This window comes from Caulobacter sp. GW821-FHT05F04 (genome assembly GCF_059419665.1).
The window spans coordinates 33,689-50,258 of sequence record NZ_JBWKSF010000012.1 but is presented as its reverse complement, the minus strand read 5'-3'; the positions used below and the strand labels follow the sequence as shown (position 1 = coordinate 50,258).

6 protein-coding genes and 1 pseudogene are annotated in these 16,570 nt (G+C 64.3%); 5 read left to right on the top strand and 2 right to left on the bottom strand.

The window, feature by feature from the left end; all coding sequences use genetic code 11:
- Window positions 1–203 precede the first annotated feature (203 nt).
- The 5 genes from proA (at window position 204) to AC07R7_RS23820 (ending at window position 13,043) form a co-directional block, all read left to right on the top strand.
- Entirely contained in the window at window positions 204–6,053 is a 5,850-nt protein-coding gene (proA, locus tag AC07R7_RS23840; protein WP_494636808.1) for an anti-phage protein ProA, read from the top strand.
- On the top strand, window positions 6,050–7,177 hold the full coding sequence (locus AC07R7_RS23835; RefSeq protein WP_099503467.1) for a metallophosphoesterase family protein: 1,128 nt from the start codon (window positions 6,050–6,052) through the stop codon (window positions 7,175–7,177). Before proA ends, AC07R7_RS23835 begins: the two co-directional genes overlap by 4 nt.
- On the top strand, window positions 7,174–9,843 hold the full coding sequence (locus AC07R7_RS23830; RefSeq protein WP_099503465.1) for an AAA family ATPase: 2,670 nt from the start codon (window positions 7,174–7,176) through the stop codon (window positions 9,841–9,843). Before AC07R7_RS23835 ends, AC07R7_RS23830 begins: the two co-directional genes overlap by 4 nt.
- 184 nt (window positions 9,844–10,027) lie before the next feature.
- On the top strand, window positions 10,028–11,218 hold the full coding sequence (locus tag AC07R7_RS23825) for a hypothetical protein (RefSeq protein ID WP_099503463.1): 1,191 nt from the start codon (window positions 10,028–10,030) through the stop codon (window positions 11,216–11,218).
- A complete protein-coding gene (locus AC07R7_RS23820; protein ID WP_099503461.1) occupies window positions 11,211–13,043 on the top strand; it encodes an ATP-binding protein in 1,833 nt (610 codons plus the stop codon). Before AC07R7_RS23825 ends, AC07R7_RS23820 begins: the two co-directional genes overlap by 8 nt.
- 336 nt (window positions 13,044–13,379) lie before the next feature.
- Here AC07R7_RS23820 and AC07R7_RS23815 read toward each other — a convergent pair whose 3' ends face one another.
- Window positions 13,380–15,509, bottom strand: a complete 2,130-nt coding sequence (locus AC07R7_RS23815; RefSeq protein WP_099503459.1) for an outer membrane beta-barrel family protein — start codon at window positions 15,507–15,509, stop codon at window positions 13,380–13,382.
- Window positions 15,510–15,744: 235 nt separating this feature from the next.
- Window positions 15,745–16,212, bottom strand: a pseudogene (locus tag AC07R7_RS23810) (IS66 family transposase); the annotation flags it as partial.
- Window positions 16,213–16,570: the final 358 nt, after the last annotated feature.

Here is a 16,570-nt window from a genome sequence, read left to right as displayed (position 1 = left end):
CCCGCCTAAGGTTTGAACCCAGATCGATGAACGGTCCAGCGTTGGTTGGCGCCTATCATATTGGCCTTCCGCGGCTCGAGGCCGATAATCAGGTAGAGGCGTTCCGGCCAAAAGCACCCGATTGCCGCGCTGTCGTTGCATCAAGCCACCCATAGTTGACCTAAGCTGGGCCGTCGGGTGTAAATCTCTGAGTGGGGGAAACTATGCAGACATCCGTGCGGGTGCTGGCGAGCATCGCCAGCAAAGTCACCTTTGCTTCGCACCAAAACAGCGCTCCCGTTCTGCTGGATATGGAGTTGGAGCAGACTGGCGAAACGACGCTGGAAAACTTGACGGTCGAATTGACCGCCGAGCCGGGATTTCTGACGCCGAAGACCTGGCGCATCGATCGGCTGGAGCCCCGGGCCCGCGCCCGCATCCTGGATCGCAAGATCGAATTGAACGCAGGCCTTCTGTTCGAAACCGCCGAAAGCCTGGCGGGCGAAGTCGTCATTTGCGTGCGCTGCGGAGACGAGGAACTGGCGCGGGCGCGCTTCGCCGTTGAAGTACTGGCGCGCAATGAATGGGGCGGCGCGGGCTATATGCCGGAGCTGCTGGCCGCCTTCGTGACACCCAACGATCCGGCCGTCGACCAAGTGCTCAAGCAAGCCGCGCAGGTACTGCAAAGCGCCGGCAAGCCCGACACCCTGGACGGCTATCGAAGCCAGTCGAGCCGGCGGGTCTGGGAACTGACCTCCGCACTCTGGTCGGCGGTGTCGTCCCTGCGCCTGATCTACGCCTTGCCGCCGGCGAGCTTCGAGACCAACGGCCAGAAGATCCGGACGCCGGGCGCGATTCTCGAAAGCGGACTCGCGACCTGCCTGGACACCGCTTTGCTGTTCGCCGCGGGACTGGAGCAGATGGGTCTCAATCCCGTCCTGATCCTCACCAAAGGTCACGCCTTTGTCGGATCCTGGCTGATCCCGCAGGAATTCGCGAGCCTGATCACCGACGACGTGGTGGCGGTCAGGAAGCGTGTCGCGCTCGGCGAGATGGTGCTGTTCGAGACCACGCTGGCGACCAGCAAGCCCGCGCCCTCCTTCAGCCAGGCGGTGGAGGCCGCTAGCCGCCAGATCGGTCCCGAGCACGAAGGCGATTTTATCCTGGCGCTCGATATTCGCCGCGCGCGCATGCAGCGCTTGCGGCCGGTGGCGCTGCAGATCACCGCCGTCGCGCCCGTCGAGGCGGACACGCGCACGCCCGTGGCCGAGAGCCTGGAAGAAGCGCCCGCCCTGCCCGACTTCGATCCCAGCCCGGCGGACGAGCCTCCAGCGACGCCGAGGGGGCGGATAGACCAGTGGCGACGCAAGTTGCTTGATCTGACGGTGCGCAACCGTCTCTTGCACACCAAGCCCAGCACCACGGCCCTGAGGCTGATCTGCCCCGACATCGCCAGGCTAGAAGATCTGCTGACGGACGGCGCCAAAATCCGGATCAAGCCCCTCCCCGAACTGGAGGGCTTTGCCGCAGGTGGACGGGACGCTGCCCTGCATGAAGCCCGCACGGGCGAAAACCTGCTTGAGGCGCATGCCCGCCAGGCGCTGGAGGCCGGTGAGGTTCTCTCGTCGCTCGACGCCAAGGCGCTGGACGCCCAACTGGTCGAACTCTATCGCAAATCGCGCCTGGACTTGCAGGAAGGCGGCGCAAACACCCTGTTTCTGGCCATGGGCTTTCTGAATTGGAAGCGCTCCGAAGCCGACCCTCGCACCTATCACGCGCCGCTGATCCTGCTGCCCGTGACGCTCGAGAGAAAGAGCGCCCGCTCCGGAGTGGTGATGACCGCGCACGAGGACGAGGCGCGCTTCAACCTGACCCTGCTGGAGCTGCTCAAACAGGATTTCGAGCTGACCATCCCCGAGTTGGAGGGCGAACTGCCGGCCGACGACCACGGCGTGGATGTCCGCGCCGTCTGGACCTCGGTCCGGCGTGCGGTGCGTGACGTTCCAGGGTTCGAGGTCGTCGAGGAACTGACCCTGGGCGTCTTCTCCTTCGCCAAATATCTGATGTGGAAGGATCTGACCGATCGGGTCGACCACCTGAAGGCCAGCGCGGTCGTGCGCCATCTGATCGACACGCCACGCGACCCTTTCCTCTGCAAAGAGGGCTTTCCCGACGCCGACAAACTGGACCGGGAGGTGCGGCCATCGGAGTTGTTCGCACCGCTCCCTGCCGACTCCTCCCAGCTGGCAGCTGTGATCGCCTCCGGCCAGGGTTGCGACTTCGTGCTCGACGGGCCGCCAGGCACGGGCAAATCCCAGACGATCGCCAACATGATCGCGCACAATCTTGCGCTGGGCCGTAAGGTCTTGTTCGTGGCTGAAAAGATGGCGGCCCTAGAGGTCGTCTATCGTCGTCTCGACGCCAGAGGCCTGGCCCCCTTCTGCCTCGAGCTGCACTCCAGCAAGGCCAACAAATCCCAGGTGATCCAGCAATTGGGTCGGGCATGGGATACGCGCGACACCGTGGCGGCGGAAGACTGGAGCGCGGAAACCGGCAAGCTCGCGGCCCTGCGCGACGAGCTGAACGGCTTGGTCGACCTCCTGCATGTCCGGTCAGACAACGGCTTGAGCCTTTTCGAGGCGATCGGTCGGACCGTACGCGACGCCGACGCCCGCACGCCGGAGCTCGGTTGGACCGCCGAGCGTCGCCACGACCGCGCGACGCTGGAGGCCATGCGCGAAGCCTGCCGTCAGATGGACCGCCTGTTCGACGCCGTCGATGACCTGGACCCCGAAGCCTTCGGCGCGATCGCGGCCGATGATTTCACCGGCGCCTGGCAAGCCGAGATGGTCGCCGCGACCGCGGCCCTGGCGCGCGCGGGGGAAACGGCCCACGCGCGACGCGCGGAGCTCGAAACCTCCTTGGCTCTGCCGCGCGGCCCGGCTGATCGGCCGGGCCTGGCGGCGCTGACGGACCTGGCCGATACGATCGACGCTGCCCATGGCCTGGATCTGAGCTTCGCCTTCCTGCCCGACGCGCCGGCGATCATCGACGCGCTGGAGCGCGGACGCCATCACCTTGAGACCTATCAGACGGCCGAACGCAATCTGTCCCAGGCTTATCCGGCCGAGGCCTGTCGCCGGGTTCAGACGACGGCGCTGCAGGCGAAGCTGGAAAAGGCCGACAAGGCTTTCTGGCCAATGAACCTGATCCGGCGCGCCTCTGTGAACGGTGCGTTGAAGACCGCCGCGAACCTGGCCACAAAACCCGACGCGCGGACCGACCTGCCGCTGCTGAAGACGATGCAAGGCCAGTTGGAGCGGCTTGACGAGTTGAAGGGACAGGCCGCTCGCGCCTCGGCCTGGACTGGTCTGGCGACCGACGAGACCCGGCTGGCCGCCACGCTCGACGTCGCGCAACGCCTGCGCGCCGCCACCGCGAGGCTGGCCGCCACGCCCGAGACCTTCGCCGCCGTGCGCGGCGCGGTGCGCCAGGTGGTGGTGGACGGCAACGAACTGCTGGCCGAAGCCATGCCGATCCGTCTGGCCACGGCGAGATGGCGCGGCGCGCACGCCGATCTCGAAGCGGCCTTGGAACGGTTCTGCGCCGTCGCCCGCTGCGAGCAGCCGCTCGACCATCCCGATCTTCTGGAACGCGTCGCCACGATGAGCGCGACCCTGCTAGCCCATCAACCCCGGCTTCGCGATTGGAGCCTGTGGCGAAAGGCTCGGCGCGCGGCCCTGACGCTCGAGCTCGATAGCATGGTCCAGGCGCTGGAGAACCGAACGATCCGGGCAGGCGAGATCGCCGCGCAGTTCGAGACGGCCTATGCGCGATGGTGGGCCGCAGGGCGCATCGACGGCGACGACCGCCTGCGTTTCTTCACCGCGCGCGAAGAGGAAGATCGCATCGCCGACTTCCGCGCCGTGGACGATCGCGTGGCCGACCTGACGGTTGCCTATATCCGCGCGAAGATCTCGGGCCAGATCCCGGACCGCAACACCGTCGCCAAGACATCCGGCTTTGGCGCGCTGCGCCATCAACTGGGCCTGCAAAAGCCCCGCAAGCCCGTGCGCGCCCTGATGAGCGAGATGGGATCAGACATCACTACGCTGGCGCCCTGCATGTTGATGAGCCCGCTTTCGGTGGCCCAGTATCTGCCGGCGGATGGCGCGCTGTTTGACCTGGTGATCTTCGACGAGGCCAGCCAGATCACCACCTGGGACGCCATCGGCAGCCTGGCGCGAGGCCGCCAGGTGGTGATCGCTGGCGATCCGCGTCAAATGCCGCCGACCAACTTTTTCCAGCGCGGCGCGGGCGCGCCGGCCGAAGACGAGATCGACGACAGCGTCGAGGAGGATCTGGAAAGCATCCTGGACGAATGTCTCTCGGCGGGTCTGCCCCGTCACACCCTGGAGTGGCACTATCGCTCGCGCCACGAAAGCCTCATCGCCTTCTCCAACCATCGCTACTACGAAAGCCGCCTGGTCACCTTCCCGTCGGCAGTGACCCAGGACACCATGGTCAGCCTGCGGCGGGTCAGCGGGGCCTACGCCAAGGGCAAGTCCCGCACCAACGCCTCCGAAGCCCAGGCGATGGTGGAGGAGGCCGTCCGGCGCCTGCGCGATCCGACCTTCGGCGGTCGCGGCAAATCACTGGCCATCGTAACCCTCAATTCCGAGCAGCAACGGCTGATCGAAGATCTGCTCGACAAGGAGCGCGCCAAATATCCCGCTTTGGAGCGGTTCTTCGGCGATCACTGCCTCGAGCCCGTCGTGGTCAAGAACCTGGAAACCGTCCAGGGCGATGAGCGCGACCTGATCCTCCTAGGCGTTGGCTATGGGCCCGAGACGCCGGACGCCCCCACCATGAGCATGAACTTTGGCCCGCTGAACCGCTCCGGCGGCTGGCGGCGGTTGAATGTGGCGGTAACCCGGGCGCGCGAGGAGATGATCCTCTTCGCCTCGTTCGGTCCGGAGATGGTCGACCTCAACCGGACCTCGGCCGACGCGGTGCGCGACCTCAAGCATCTCTTGGAATACGCGCAAAAAGGTCCACGGGCCTTGGCCGAGGCGATCCAGGGCTCGGTCGGAGGCTATGAATCGCCGTTCGAGGAAGCCGTAGCCCGAGGCCTGCGCGAACGGGGCTGGACGGTCATCCCCCAGATCGGCGTCTCGCGTTTCCGGATTGACCTGGGCGTGGTGCATCCCGACAAGCCCGGCGCGTATCTGGCCGGGGTGGAGTGCGACGGCGCGGCCTATCATAGCGCGGCCACCGCGCGCGATCGCGACAAGGTTCGCGCGGGAATTCTGAAGGGCCTGGGATGGGAGCTGGAACGCGTCTGGTCGACGGCCTGGTGGCACAATCGCCAACAGGCGCTCGACCTTCTCCACACCGCTTTGACCGGCTTACTGGAGGCCGACCGGACCCGCGTCACCGAAGACGCTCCGGTCGGTCTGCCAGAACCGGAGACGACGGCCGAAACGCCCTTGGCTCTATCCAGCTCAACCGAACGCGTCGCTCAATTCGCGCGCGCCGTGGCCTTCCCGGATTTGAAGGCGACTTCGCCCAGCCAAGACGGCTTCTATCGCGTGGTCGATCTGTCCGACGAACCCGACCTCGATCCGGCCGCGTTCCATGAGCCGATTTATACCTCGACGATCGAGCGACTGGCCCGCCGGGTGGTCCAAGACGAAGGACCGTTGCGGATGGACGCCGTGGTCAGCCGCATCGCGCGAGCCCACGGGTTCAAGCAATCAGGCCGCCTGATCCGAGAACGGGTGGAATTGGTCGCCAAAGCCCTGTTTCCAGCTGTCCCGGACCCAGATGGCCTGGTGTTCGTCTGGCCCGACTGGGCCACGGTGGAAACCTGGTCTCGCGCCCGCGTGCCGGCGAGCGAAGCCGATATCCGCTTCATCGACGACATCCCTCACGCCGAGCTGTCGGCCTTGGCGCGACGGGTCTCTGCCGCCGATCCCGTGGTTGAAATTGCCCGTCAGTTCGGAATTCGGCGAGTGTCGGCCGCAGCGCGAGCCCGCATCGAGGCGGCAGTTGCTTCGAGCGTGGACCCATGATCCGGTTCATCCACACCGCCGACTGGCAGCTGGGCAAGCCCTTCGGGCGCATGCCGGATGACGTGCGAACCGTCCTGCAAGAGGCCCGTCTCGACGTCATTGACGCCATCTCCAAACTCGCCGCCGACAAGGGCGCCGATGATGTCTTGGTCGCCGGCGACGTCTTCGACGCACCCGAACCTGGCGAGAGGGTTGTCCGACAAGCCCTCGCCCGGATGCAACGCGCGCAGTGTCGTTGGTGGCTCTTACCAGGCAATCACGACTACGCCCGTGCCGAGGGGCTATGGGCGAGGTTGTCTCGTGACGCTCCCGCCAATGTCAGAGTCCTGGCCGAAGCCCTACCCGTCACCCTGAGTGAGCGCGCGGTCATCTTGCCGGCGCCACTGCTCTATCGGCGCACACCCGACGATCCCACGGCTGTTTTTGAAAGTATGACCACGCCCGCCGGCGTGCACCGGATCGGCCTGGCGCATGGGCCCATCCAGTCGTTCTCCAGCACCGCGGCGATGAACCTGATCCTTGCAGATCGCGCCCAGCGTTCGGGTCTGGACTATCTGGCCTTGGGCGACTGGCACGGCTTTACCCAAATCGGCGAGCGCACGGCCTATAGCGGCACGCCGGAGGCCGACGACTTCGATCGCCCGGTAACCGGCGGAGCGGTGCTGGTGGAGATCGCCGCACCCGGTGCCGTCCCAGCGCTCTCTCATCATCCGTTGGGCCGCTTCACCTGGCGAAACGAGGCCTGGCCAATCGATGGGGTTTCAGGGCTGGAAGCCAAGCTGCGCCGCCTGCGCGCGGAAGCTGACCTATCGCGCCTCGTGCTGCGGCTGAAGGTCTCGGGCATCGTCAGCTTGGCCGATCGGGTCACGATGCGCGAACGGCTGGAGTCGGAGCTCGGCCTGGAGACCCGTTGGCTTGATCTCGACTTGCAGGATCTTTTTGCAAAGCCAACGGCAGACGACCTTGGCGATATCGATGCCCACGGCGTCCTGCGAGTCGCCGCCGAACGCTTGCTGGCTATGGCCAAGGGTTCCGGCCCCGAGGCGCAGCTGGCGGGCGCGGCGCTAGAGCGCCTGTTCGTCGAGAACCTGCGAGCCGCGCGCACCGTTGAGGCCGACGCATGAGGATCCGCAGCCTGGCCCTGGAAAACTTCCGCCGCTTTCGTGCTCCAGTGCGCATCGAGGGTTTGAGCGATGGCCTCAATCTCATCAGCGAGCCCAACGAGACCGGCAAGTCGACCATCCTTGAGGCAATGCGCGCGGCGCTGTTCGAGCGGCATGGATCTGCCGGGGCGTTCATAAAGTCGCTCCGCCCCTGGGGCGATGAGACCGCACCGACCGTCGAGCTCTGCTTCGAACTGGAAGAGTCGGCTTGGACCGTGTCCAAGCGCTTCCTGCAAAAACCCCAGGTCACGCTGACCGGCCCGGGCGGCCAGATCTTCACCAGCGACGCGGCCGAGGAGAAGCTCCAGGCCTTGCTGGGGTTCGAACGATCGAGCAATCGCGGCGCTGACGACGAGAGCCGAGGGGTCCTGGGCCTGCTGTGGGTCGAGCAGGGCAAGGCCCTGTCTCTGGACGCCCCTGGCCGCATCGCTCGGGAAACAATCCAGTCGGTTCTCGCAGGCGAAGTCGGCGCCGTCACTGGTGGCAAGCGCGCGGTCACCGTCACCGCTGCGGTCGAGACGGCGCTAGCAGACTTTCGCACCGCCAAGGCGGGCCAAGCGACAGGGAAGTTGCTTGCGGCTCAGCAGCAGTTGAGCCTGGCGCAGGCCCGACGAGCCGAGGCCAACGCGGCCATGGACCATTTCGGCGGCGTACTCGATCGTCTCGCTGCGGCGCGCGCTGAGCTCGATCGCACCGAAAGGTTCGCCGAAGACCCGCAGCAAACCGAAGAGGTCAAGGCCTGGACGCGTGACCTTGAGATCGCCCGGGCGGCTGAAGGCCGGCGCCGGGAAGCCCAAGCGCGCTTGGGCGAGGCTCAGAGCCGTCGCCAACAGGTGGAAGACCGCGCCCAGAGTCGGGAGAATCTCAAAGCCGAGTTGGCGGCGGCGACGCGCAATAGCGCTGAGGCCGAAGCGTCATTGGCGCAATTTGAGCCCCTCCTCGCCGCTGCCCTCAAGGCCGAAGACGACAGGGCGGGCGATCTGAAAGTGGCCAGAGCCGAGCTGGAGGGAGCCGAGCGCGTCGCCGCCGAAGCGGTGACAGCTGAGCGCGCGATTTCGCGAACCAGGCATCTGGCGGCCGCCTTCGCGCGCCTGGACGCCGCGGAGCATTTGTCGCTGGAGATCGGAGCGCTGAACCAAAACATCGCCCGCGCACCAGTAACCGATCCCATCCTGGAGTCTCTGCTCGCGCTGCAGGCCAAAGTCTCCCAGACGCAAACTGCGCTTGAGGCGGGGGCGCCAACCCTTGAGGTGAAGCTCGAGCCCGGCGGCGTCGGCAAGGCGCGCCTCAACGGGAAGACGGCAGTCGATGGACGTCATCTCATCGTCGAACCCGCAGTTTTGGAGATCGCCCAAACCGGCACCTTCACGCTCGTGCCGGCTTCCGCGTTGGCCGCGCAGGCGGATCATCGCCGTGCGGTCGAGGATCTCACCGAGGCCTTGGCCAGGATCGAGTTACCCAGTCTGGACGCTGCGCGCGCCGCGGCCGAGACACGTCGCGGCCTGGTCGAGCGCCTCAACACGCTTGAAATTCGGCTGGAAACCTACTGCATGGCGGACGAGGCCCTGAACTTGGCGGCGGGACTGGAGGTATTGCGGGGTGCCCTCAGCGGCGCTGAGCGCCCGCCCACCCCTGTGGGTCCCAGCGTCGACCTCCAAGCCGAGACCGAAAAGGCTGAACAGGCTGTCTTGCGAGCTAGAATGGCCGAGCGCGCGGCGGCCGAGGCGCGGGACACGGCCGGTGAAGCGCTGAAGCGTTGCGAGCTTCAAGGCCAAGCCCTGAGCGCGACGAGCCGGGGCCTGAAATCACGCCTTGAGCAGCTCTACTCGACCCTCGACGCCCTGAACGCTGCCCAGTCCGACGACGCGCTCGACATCGAGCTTCGCGACGCACGCCAGGCCGAAGCGCGCTGTTCGGCCGAGTTCGGAGACGCGCAAGCCGCGGCGCTGGCCTTCAACATCGAAGATTTGGAGCGCAAACTTGCCAACGCCGAAACCCGCCGCCGAAACCTCGAGGCCGAGCGTGTTCGCTTGGCCGGTGAGATCGGCGGTCTCAGTGAGGCGGCACGGTCGGAGGGCGAGCGGGGGCCGGCCGCTGAACTTGATGCCGCCCGAGAAGCGGAAGACGGCGCCGCGAACCACCTTGCATTGATCACCCAGCAGGCCGACGTCCTCAGCCTTTTGAAAACCGTCCTCGCTGAGGCCAGTCGGGAGGCCACGCACCAGTATCTCGGCCCGGTCACGCAGCGGGTAACACCCTATATTGACCGCCTGCTCCCTGGCGCGACTTTGGAGATGTCGGACGCTATGGCCGCTGGATCGGTCAGCCGTCTAGGCCGCCTGGAGCCCGCTGAGGATCTCAGCCGCGGGACCCAGGAGCAGTTGGCGGTATTAACGCGGATCGCCTTCGCCGACCTACTTCTCGAAAAGGGCCGTCCGGTCTCTCTCGTACTCGACGACGCGCTGGTCTATTCCGACGATGGGCGACTGGAAACCATGACCGATATCCTGAGCGAAGTGGCTGAACGCATGCAGGTGATCATCCTCACCTGCCGCAAGCGCGCCTTCATGCATTTGGAAGCGAACCGCGTATCATTGATCGAGGTCGATTTGTCAGCGCGGCGCTGAGATCGAAAAGTTTAGGCGAGCGAGGATGGAGGAGACACACCACCTCCCTCCCAGCGAAGCCTATGTTCCGAGCAACCGACTGCTGATGGAGGCCTCTTGACGGCCTTTCTTCGGCGATCGGTGATTGGAAAGTGGTTTGGATCGCTCAATCGCGAATATCAGGTTTGCGAAAAGAGGATGGACCGTGGCGAGGACTGCCGAATATTCAATCAAGGGCTATCTATACCAGTTCCTCCGCTATCTGTCGGAGATCCTGGCGGCGGGGCCGGGCACCAAGGTCACGATCGAGGGCGCGATCGAAGATATCGATGTCGCAGCGCCAGGGTTCACGACCGCGGTACAATGCAAATATCACGAGGCGGTCGATACATTCTCGCTGAGCAAGATCTACAAGCCGGTGCTGCTGATGCTCGAGCATTTTTCGCACAACAGCAGCACAACGCCAGAGATCTATTATAGGCTCTTCTGTCATTTCCCCGACCAGGGCGGCGCGCGTCGGCTCAGCAAGAACGAGCTCAACTCGGTGCTCGCCACCAAATCCGACGCGTTGCAGAAGATCATCAAACGCATCGCGCCCGGCGTCGATCATGACCTCTTCCTGACGCGTTTCACGATCGAATTTGGCCAGACCAGCGACGACTTGCAGAAGTCGGTGCTCGCAACCCTCGGAACCAAAGGTTTCTCAGCGGAGGATGTCGACGCGATCATCTTCCCAAATGCGATCCAGCGGATCGTCGATACCGCCACCCAATCCGCGCTTCCCGACCGGACGGTCGATCCCGCCACGTTCCTTGAAGCGCTGCGCGATGTCCGCCGCGTGACCTTCACCCGCTGGACCCGGGCGCTTGCGTCGCGCGCGCAGATCGCCAAGCGGCTCCGCGGAGACCTTGCCCCGTCGCTCGCTCACAATATCCGCCGCCGAACCTTCGTCATCGACCCGGCCATGATCGAGAAGTTCGACGATACGATCGTCGGTTTCATGAAGGCATTTGCCGACCGCTACTGCTGCAAATATCTCCATGAATATCCGCCGCTATTCCTGATCACGGGTGATTACGATGTGGATGCCCTGGCGACCCGGCTCCACGACGCTGGCCTCACCGCCGCGACTGGGATGGTTGGAAACGCGTTTCGTGCCAACGCTCTGTTCAAGAAGCCGATGCGCCGCAAAACGCCGCTCGCGATCGAGTTTCGTCTTGGCCTTGCGCGCCGGTCAGTCGTCACCGAAGAGCCGCCCGAACGACCCGACGAGCTGTTCCTTGTGAACGTCGCCGACGATGCGTGGGCGAAAAAAGACGTCACCGTCCACCGCTTCGAGATCGAACGCCTGTCCGATCTCGAATACGTGCTCAAGCTGAGGAATGTATATGATTGATCTTGGTGATCCGATCGGCTGCGTCACTGATAGCTCGCCTTCGCTGGTGCGGATCGAAGTCAGCAACGCCGAGGCTTTCGACAGGCACAAGGCGAAGCTCGGCGTTGGGCAATATCTGCTTATCGCGTCGGGCAACGATCTCTATCTGCTTGCGACCATCACGGCGGTCCGTGCCTCACACATCGATCGCGCGAGACCCGACAGCGGTGACGCTGGCACCGGCGAGGCGGACTCGGTCTCATTCCGCTTCCAAATCGACACCCAGCCGATCGGCACGCTCTCAGAGGACACCGACTTCACGCGCGGCACGCCCGCGCTCCCAGTGCCCACTGAATACGCCTATGTCACCCCACCCGAGGTGCTAAGCGCTATCTTCTCGAAGCAGATCAAGTCGCCCTTCTTGCTCGGGACGTTGAGCGTCGCGCCCGACGTCAAGTTCGAGGTCGATGGCGACCGCTTTTTCAGCAAGCATGTCGCGGTAGTGGGCTCAACCGGTTCGGGCAAGTCCTGCGCGGTCGCCAAGATCCTGCAGACCGTGGTTGGCATCGAGGTTAAGACTAATGCCAACAAGGCCACGCAGAAGAACGCGCACATCGTGATTTTCGATATTCACGCCGAATATGCGGCGGCCTTTCGGCTGGCCGAGACCGAAAATTTCACGCTCAACCTGCTCGACGTCGATACGTTGAAACTACCCTATTGGCTGATGAACGCCCAAGAACTCGAGGAAATGTTCATCGAGAGCCACGAGATCAATTCGCACAACCAGGTCTCGCAGTTCCGCCATGCTGTCGTGCGCAACAAGTGCCGACACAATACGGGCCTCGACAACATCTCATTCGACACGCCGGTCTATTTCTCGATCGACGAAGTGGTGACCTATCTTGAGAATATGAATGTCGAAGTGATCGGAAAGCTCAGCGGCGAGGGGAAGCCCAAGCTCGCCGACGAGACCTTGGTCGCGGATCGGGACAGCTGCTATTTCGACAAGCTGCAATCGTTCGTGGTTGCGTCGACCGCCGCCGCGACCAAGGCGAGTAATGGGCCCTTTCACGGCGAGTTCGATCGGCTGATTCTTCGCCTGCGCACCCGGCTCGCTGATCCGCGCCTGCGATTCCTCTTTTATCCGGTGAAAGACGGCGGGATACCGCTCGAGACCGGTGACTTCGCCGATGTCGTCCGGCAGTTCATCGGGTATCTCACCAGATCCAATGTCTCGATCGTCGACCTGAGTGGCATTCCGTTCGAGGTGCTGAGCATCGTCATCAGCCTGATCTCGCGGATGATCTTCGACTTCGGCTTCCATTATTCGAAAACTCGCCACGTTGGCGGCAATGTCAGCGACGTGCCTATCATGGTGGTGTGCGAGGAAGCACACAATTACGTGCCCCGGTCTGGTGGCGCGCAATATGATGCCTCGCGCAAGTCGATCGAACGGATCGCCAAGGAAGGGCGCAAATATGGCGTGACGTTGATGGTCGTGAGCCAGCGCCCGTCCGAGGTCTCTGAGACCATCTTCTCGCAATGCTCGAATTTCATCTCCCTCAGGCTCACCAACGCGGTCGACCAGAGTTACATCAAGTCGCTGCTTCCCGATCTGTCCGCCGGGATTGGCGACCTGCTTCCCAACCTCGGTCAGGGCGAATTCCTCACCGTGGGCGACGCGCCGCTGATGCCGACCGTTGGCCGTTTCGCGCTCCCAGTGCCGGAGCCGCATTCGCGCAGCGTCAATTATCTCCAAGAATGGAAAGCCGACTGGCGCGAGGTCAATTTCGATGACGTGATTGAGCGCTGGCGCGGCAAGGTAGTCGCCGCAACCGCTTGAGACCCAAGGCGAGTAGCCCGTTCCGTTACCCGCCTCTGATCAGCCGGGGTCCGGTCCGGTTACCGGCCCGAACTTAGCGGCTTCCGATAAGTGGCCCTTTCGAAGCGCGCTATGAGTCAGGTCTACCCGTTTCCAGGACCGACCTCGCCAGCGCGTCGCCCGCTGCCAGGAAGCCGACCTTCCCAACTTCTCCGATGAGTCAAAACAGGACTTGGCTTGCTGCCTGGTACGCATCCGGTGAGAACCGCGGTGGCCTAGGTCCGATTAGCGGACGTCATCAAGTTCCGGGCGGGGTGGGAAGCGGTCATCCGGGCTTAAAGAGCCATGTTGGCTAGGTCAGCCGCCATAGTCGAAGTTGGACGGCTTCTTAAGCTTGCCACCGAAGGCGTAGCTTAGCCCCAGCGTGAATCGGCGCGAATTGCTGTCGTACTCCACGCTCTGCCTCAAGCCAGGCTGCGTAACGTATTCGCGTGCCTGGCTGCTGTTGAGCACATCGCGCGCGGTGGCGACCAGCGACAGGCGCTCGTCGATCTTGTGGCGAAAGCCCAGGTTCAGCGTGCTGTAGGCCGGGGCATAGCCTTGCGGCGTCAGGCGCTTTGCGTGGAGCTGGGCATTCAGCTGGAAGAGATCGGCGGGGGTGATCTGGCAGTTCAGCGAACCCTTGCCGCCTACCAACAGCGCCGAACGGGTCTTCGCGCCGGTCAAGCCCTCGGCTTCGATCTCGGAATAGGTCGCCGTCGTGCTGGCTGTATAAGTCAGCTTCGAGGTCAGTCGTCCCCCCGCCGACAGCTCCAGACCGACGTTCCGCTTAAGGCCCAGGTTCTGCCTGGTCGACAGCAAGGTCCCGCCTTCCAACGGCGTGACAATGTCGGTGACCGTGTCGCGGATGTCCCGGTAGAACACTGTCGCCAGGCGATAGGCCGGGCCGTCGCGATACTCGTATGAAGTCTCGATGCCACGGGTTTCCTCCGGTTTCAGGGCCGGGTTGCCGGCCGTGACCGTCAGCGCGCCGGCGGTGTTGGGGAAAGGGTTCAGATCATCGGGATCGGGCCGCTCGATGCGTTGCGTGTAAGACCCCTTCAGCTGGCGGTGATCGTCGAGGGCGTAGCTGAGGTGCAGTGACGGAAAGGCGCGAGTGTCGGTGTCGCGATGCGTTCCGCCCAAAGTCAGCTGCTCGGTCTTGATGCGCGCGCTCTCGACGCGCAGTCCCATCAGCGCGGTCAGCTTGCCGAACGGCCGCTCCAGCGTCGCATAGGCCGCCGAGACCACCTGGCCGTAGTGGAAACGGTTCGTCAGGCTGGGGTCCGGTCGGGCCGTCGCCGCGTCGCCTCCGCGCGCGCCGCTGTTCTCATAGAGATAGCCGTCGTCCTCGACCTGGACGCCAGCCGTCAACTTGGTGTCCTTCGGCAAGGGTTTGCGGTAGTCGGCGGAAAGCCGTGTCAGGGTCTGGTGCTGGTCGAAGTCTCTGGCCTGATATGCGCCCGATGCCGGTGCGCCGCCTAGGTAGGCGTAGGGCTGACGGTCCTTGTTGATTGTCGCGCTGTGATCAAGGTCCAGCGTCAGGTCGTGATCCTCGCCGGCGAACTTGCGCACCAGCTGAGTCTCGACCTCGTCGTCATAGACCCGATAGGTCTTGCGGCCGACGCGGGTGGACGAGGTCTCGCGCCCCGGGGAGCGGATATCGAAGGCGTCTGCCTCATGGGTGACCCAGTCGAGCCGAAGGTGGTGGGCGTCGGCGGAAAGCTGGGTGCGCTCGCCGGCCTCGTATTCGGCCGACAGATGGAGGTTGCCGAAATAGGCGGATGTACGCCCCTGGTAGACGCCGTCGCTCTCGACATCGCCAGACAGTTCGCGGTGCTCGCGAGTCCTTTTCTTGAGAATGTTTCGCCGGACGGAAAGGTCACCGTTCAGCGACAGCTTGCCGGAATTGTAGCCCAGGTTCCCAGCGCCGTTCGCCAGACCCTGGTCGCCGACATTGGCCTGCAGCGCGCCGGTGATCCCCGCGCCCTTGGCCTTCTTGCTGATCAGGTTGATGACCCCGCCCGAGCCGTTGGCGTCGAAGGCGGCCGATGGGTTGGTGATGATCTCCACCCGCGCGTACCGGTCGGCGGGCAGCTGTTGCAGGGCGGCGGCGCGACCCGCGCCCTTGAACAGGCCCGAGGGCTTGCCATCGACCAGGATGGTGACGTTGGGGTCGCCGCGCAGCGAGAGCTTCCCCTCAGGATCGACCTCGACCGACGGCAGATTGCCCAGCGCATCGCCAATCGAACCCGCCTTGGCCTGCAGGTCGTCGGAAAGGCTGTAGCTCCGACGATCGATCCGGGTCTGCACACCCGCTTGCGAGGGCGCGGAGATGACGACTCCGTCGATCTTGTTGGCCGGCGCAGGCGGCGTGGGGACTTGGGCTAGAACGGGCTGGGCGGCAAAAACAACGGCGAGGCCCGACTGGCCAAGCAAAACTCTCATCGCCGCGTCTCACCCGGAAGGCTGCAAAATTCAAGCAACCTAGAGGTGGCGCCCGAGACGCTGTCAAGCTTGAGTGGCGGTGGGTTGCGACATTTTCCGCGAAGGTTTCGGACGCGCCGTCGCACGGTCCCAAAACACACCCGCTCTGCACGAAACCAGCTTGGTTCGGATGTCCGACAAGGGTCGGCACACGAAGTAAGGTCCCCGCCGATATCCGGACGTTCCCTGCGGAGTGTCAGGCCGCCTGGGCGGGCGCGGCTGCGGCGCGCCAGTTCCACGGCAGGAGCTCGTTGATCTGCTGAGCGGGATGCCCGGCGATGCGAGCCAGGACGTCGGCGAGCCAAGCCTGCGGATCGACGTCATTCATCTTGGCCGTGACGATCAGGCTGTAGAGGATCGCCGCGCGCTGGCCGCCACGATCCGAGCCGCAGAACAGCCAAGACTTGCGGCCCAGGGCGATGCCGCGCAGAGCGCGCTCAGCGGCGTTGTTGCTGAGGCAAATGCGGCCGTCGTCGAGGAAGCGGATGAACAAGGGCCAGCGGCGCAGCATGTAATGGATGGCCTTGGCCAGGTCGTGGGCGCGGGTGAGCTTGCCGCGCGTTTCGTGCAGCCAAGCCTCCAATTCGGCGACCAAGGGCTTGCTGCGCGCTTGCCGGACCTCCTTTCGCTCCGCAGGCGAAAGCCCCAAGATCTCGCGCTCGATGGCGAGGCCAGGGCCTCCAGGCGCGCCTTCGAGAGCTTCGTCATCGGCTTATCCCCGCTCGCTCACGATCGGAGCCAAAGGAAGCGCTCCGGTCGGGTTCGGCGGCCGATTAGTCGGCTAGGCGCGGCTTGGCGTGTGAAGACTTGATGTCCGAACGACTACATTTTCACATCAGTGACGGATGCCGTTGTTCTGAAACCAGATTTCAGATGACCAAGAGCATCACTCGCAAGATTGAGATATCTCAATGTTCGTGGCGATTGACTCGATGCCAGGGAGACCGCAAAATTATCGGTCCGGTCTAGAGAATTAAGCCTGATCGACTTCCGATTGCTCGGAAACGCGGCTTGCTACGCCC

Excerpts from the sequence above, each read along its gene's own strand:
- proA (WP_494636808.1), top strand. The coding sequence starts at position 204 with ATGCAGACATCCGTGCGGGTGCTGGCGAGCATCGCCAGCAAAGTCACC.
- AC07R7_RS23835 (WP_099503467.1), top strand. The coding sequence starts at position 6,050 with ATGATCCGGTTCATCCACACCGCCGACTGGCAGCTGGGCAAGCCCTTC.
- AC07R7_RS23830 (WP_099503465.1), top strand. The coding sequence starts at position 7,174 with ATGAGGATCCGCAGCCTGGCCCTGGAAAACTTCCGCCGCTTTCGTGCT.
- AC07R7_RS23820 (WP_099503461.1), top strand. The coding sequence starts at position 11,211 with ATGATTGATCTTGGTGATCCGATCGGCTGCGTCACTGATAGCTCGCCT.
- AC07R7_RS23815 (WP_099503459.1), bottom strand. The coding sequence starts at position 15,509 with ATGAGAGTTTTGCTTGGCCAGTCGGGCCTCGCCGTTGTTTTTGCCGCC.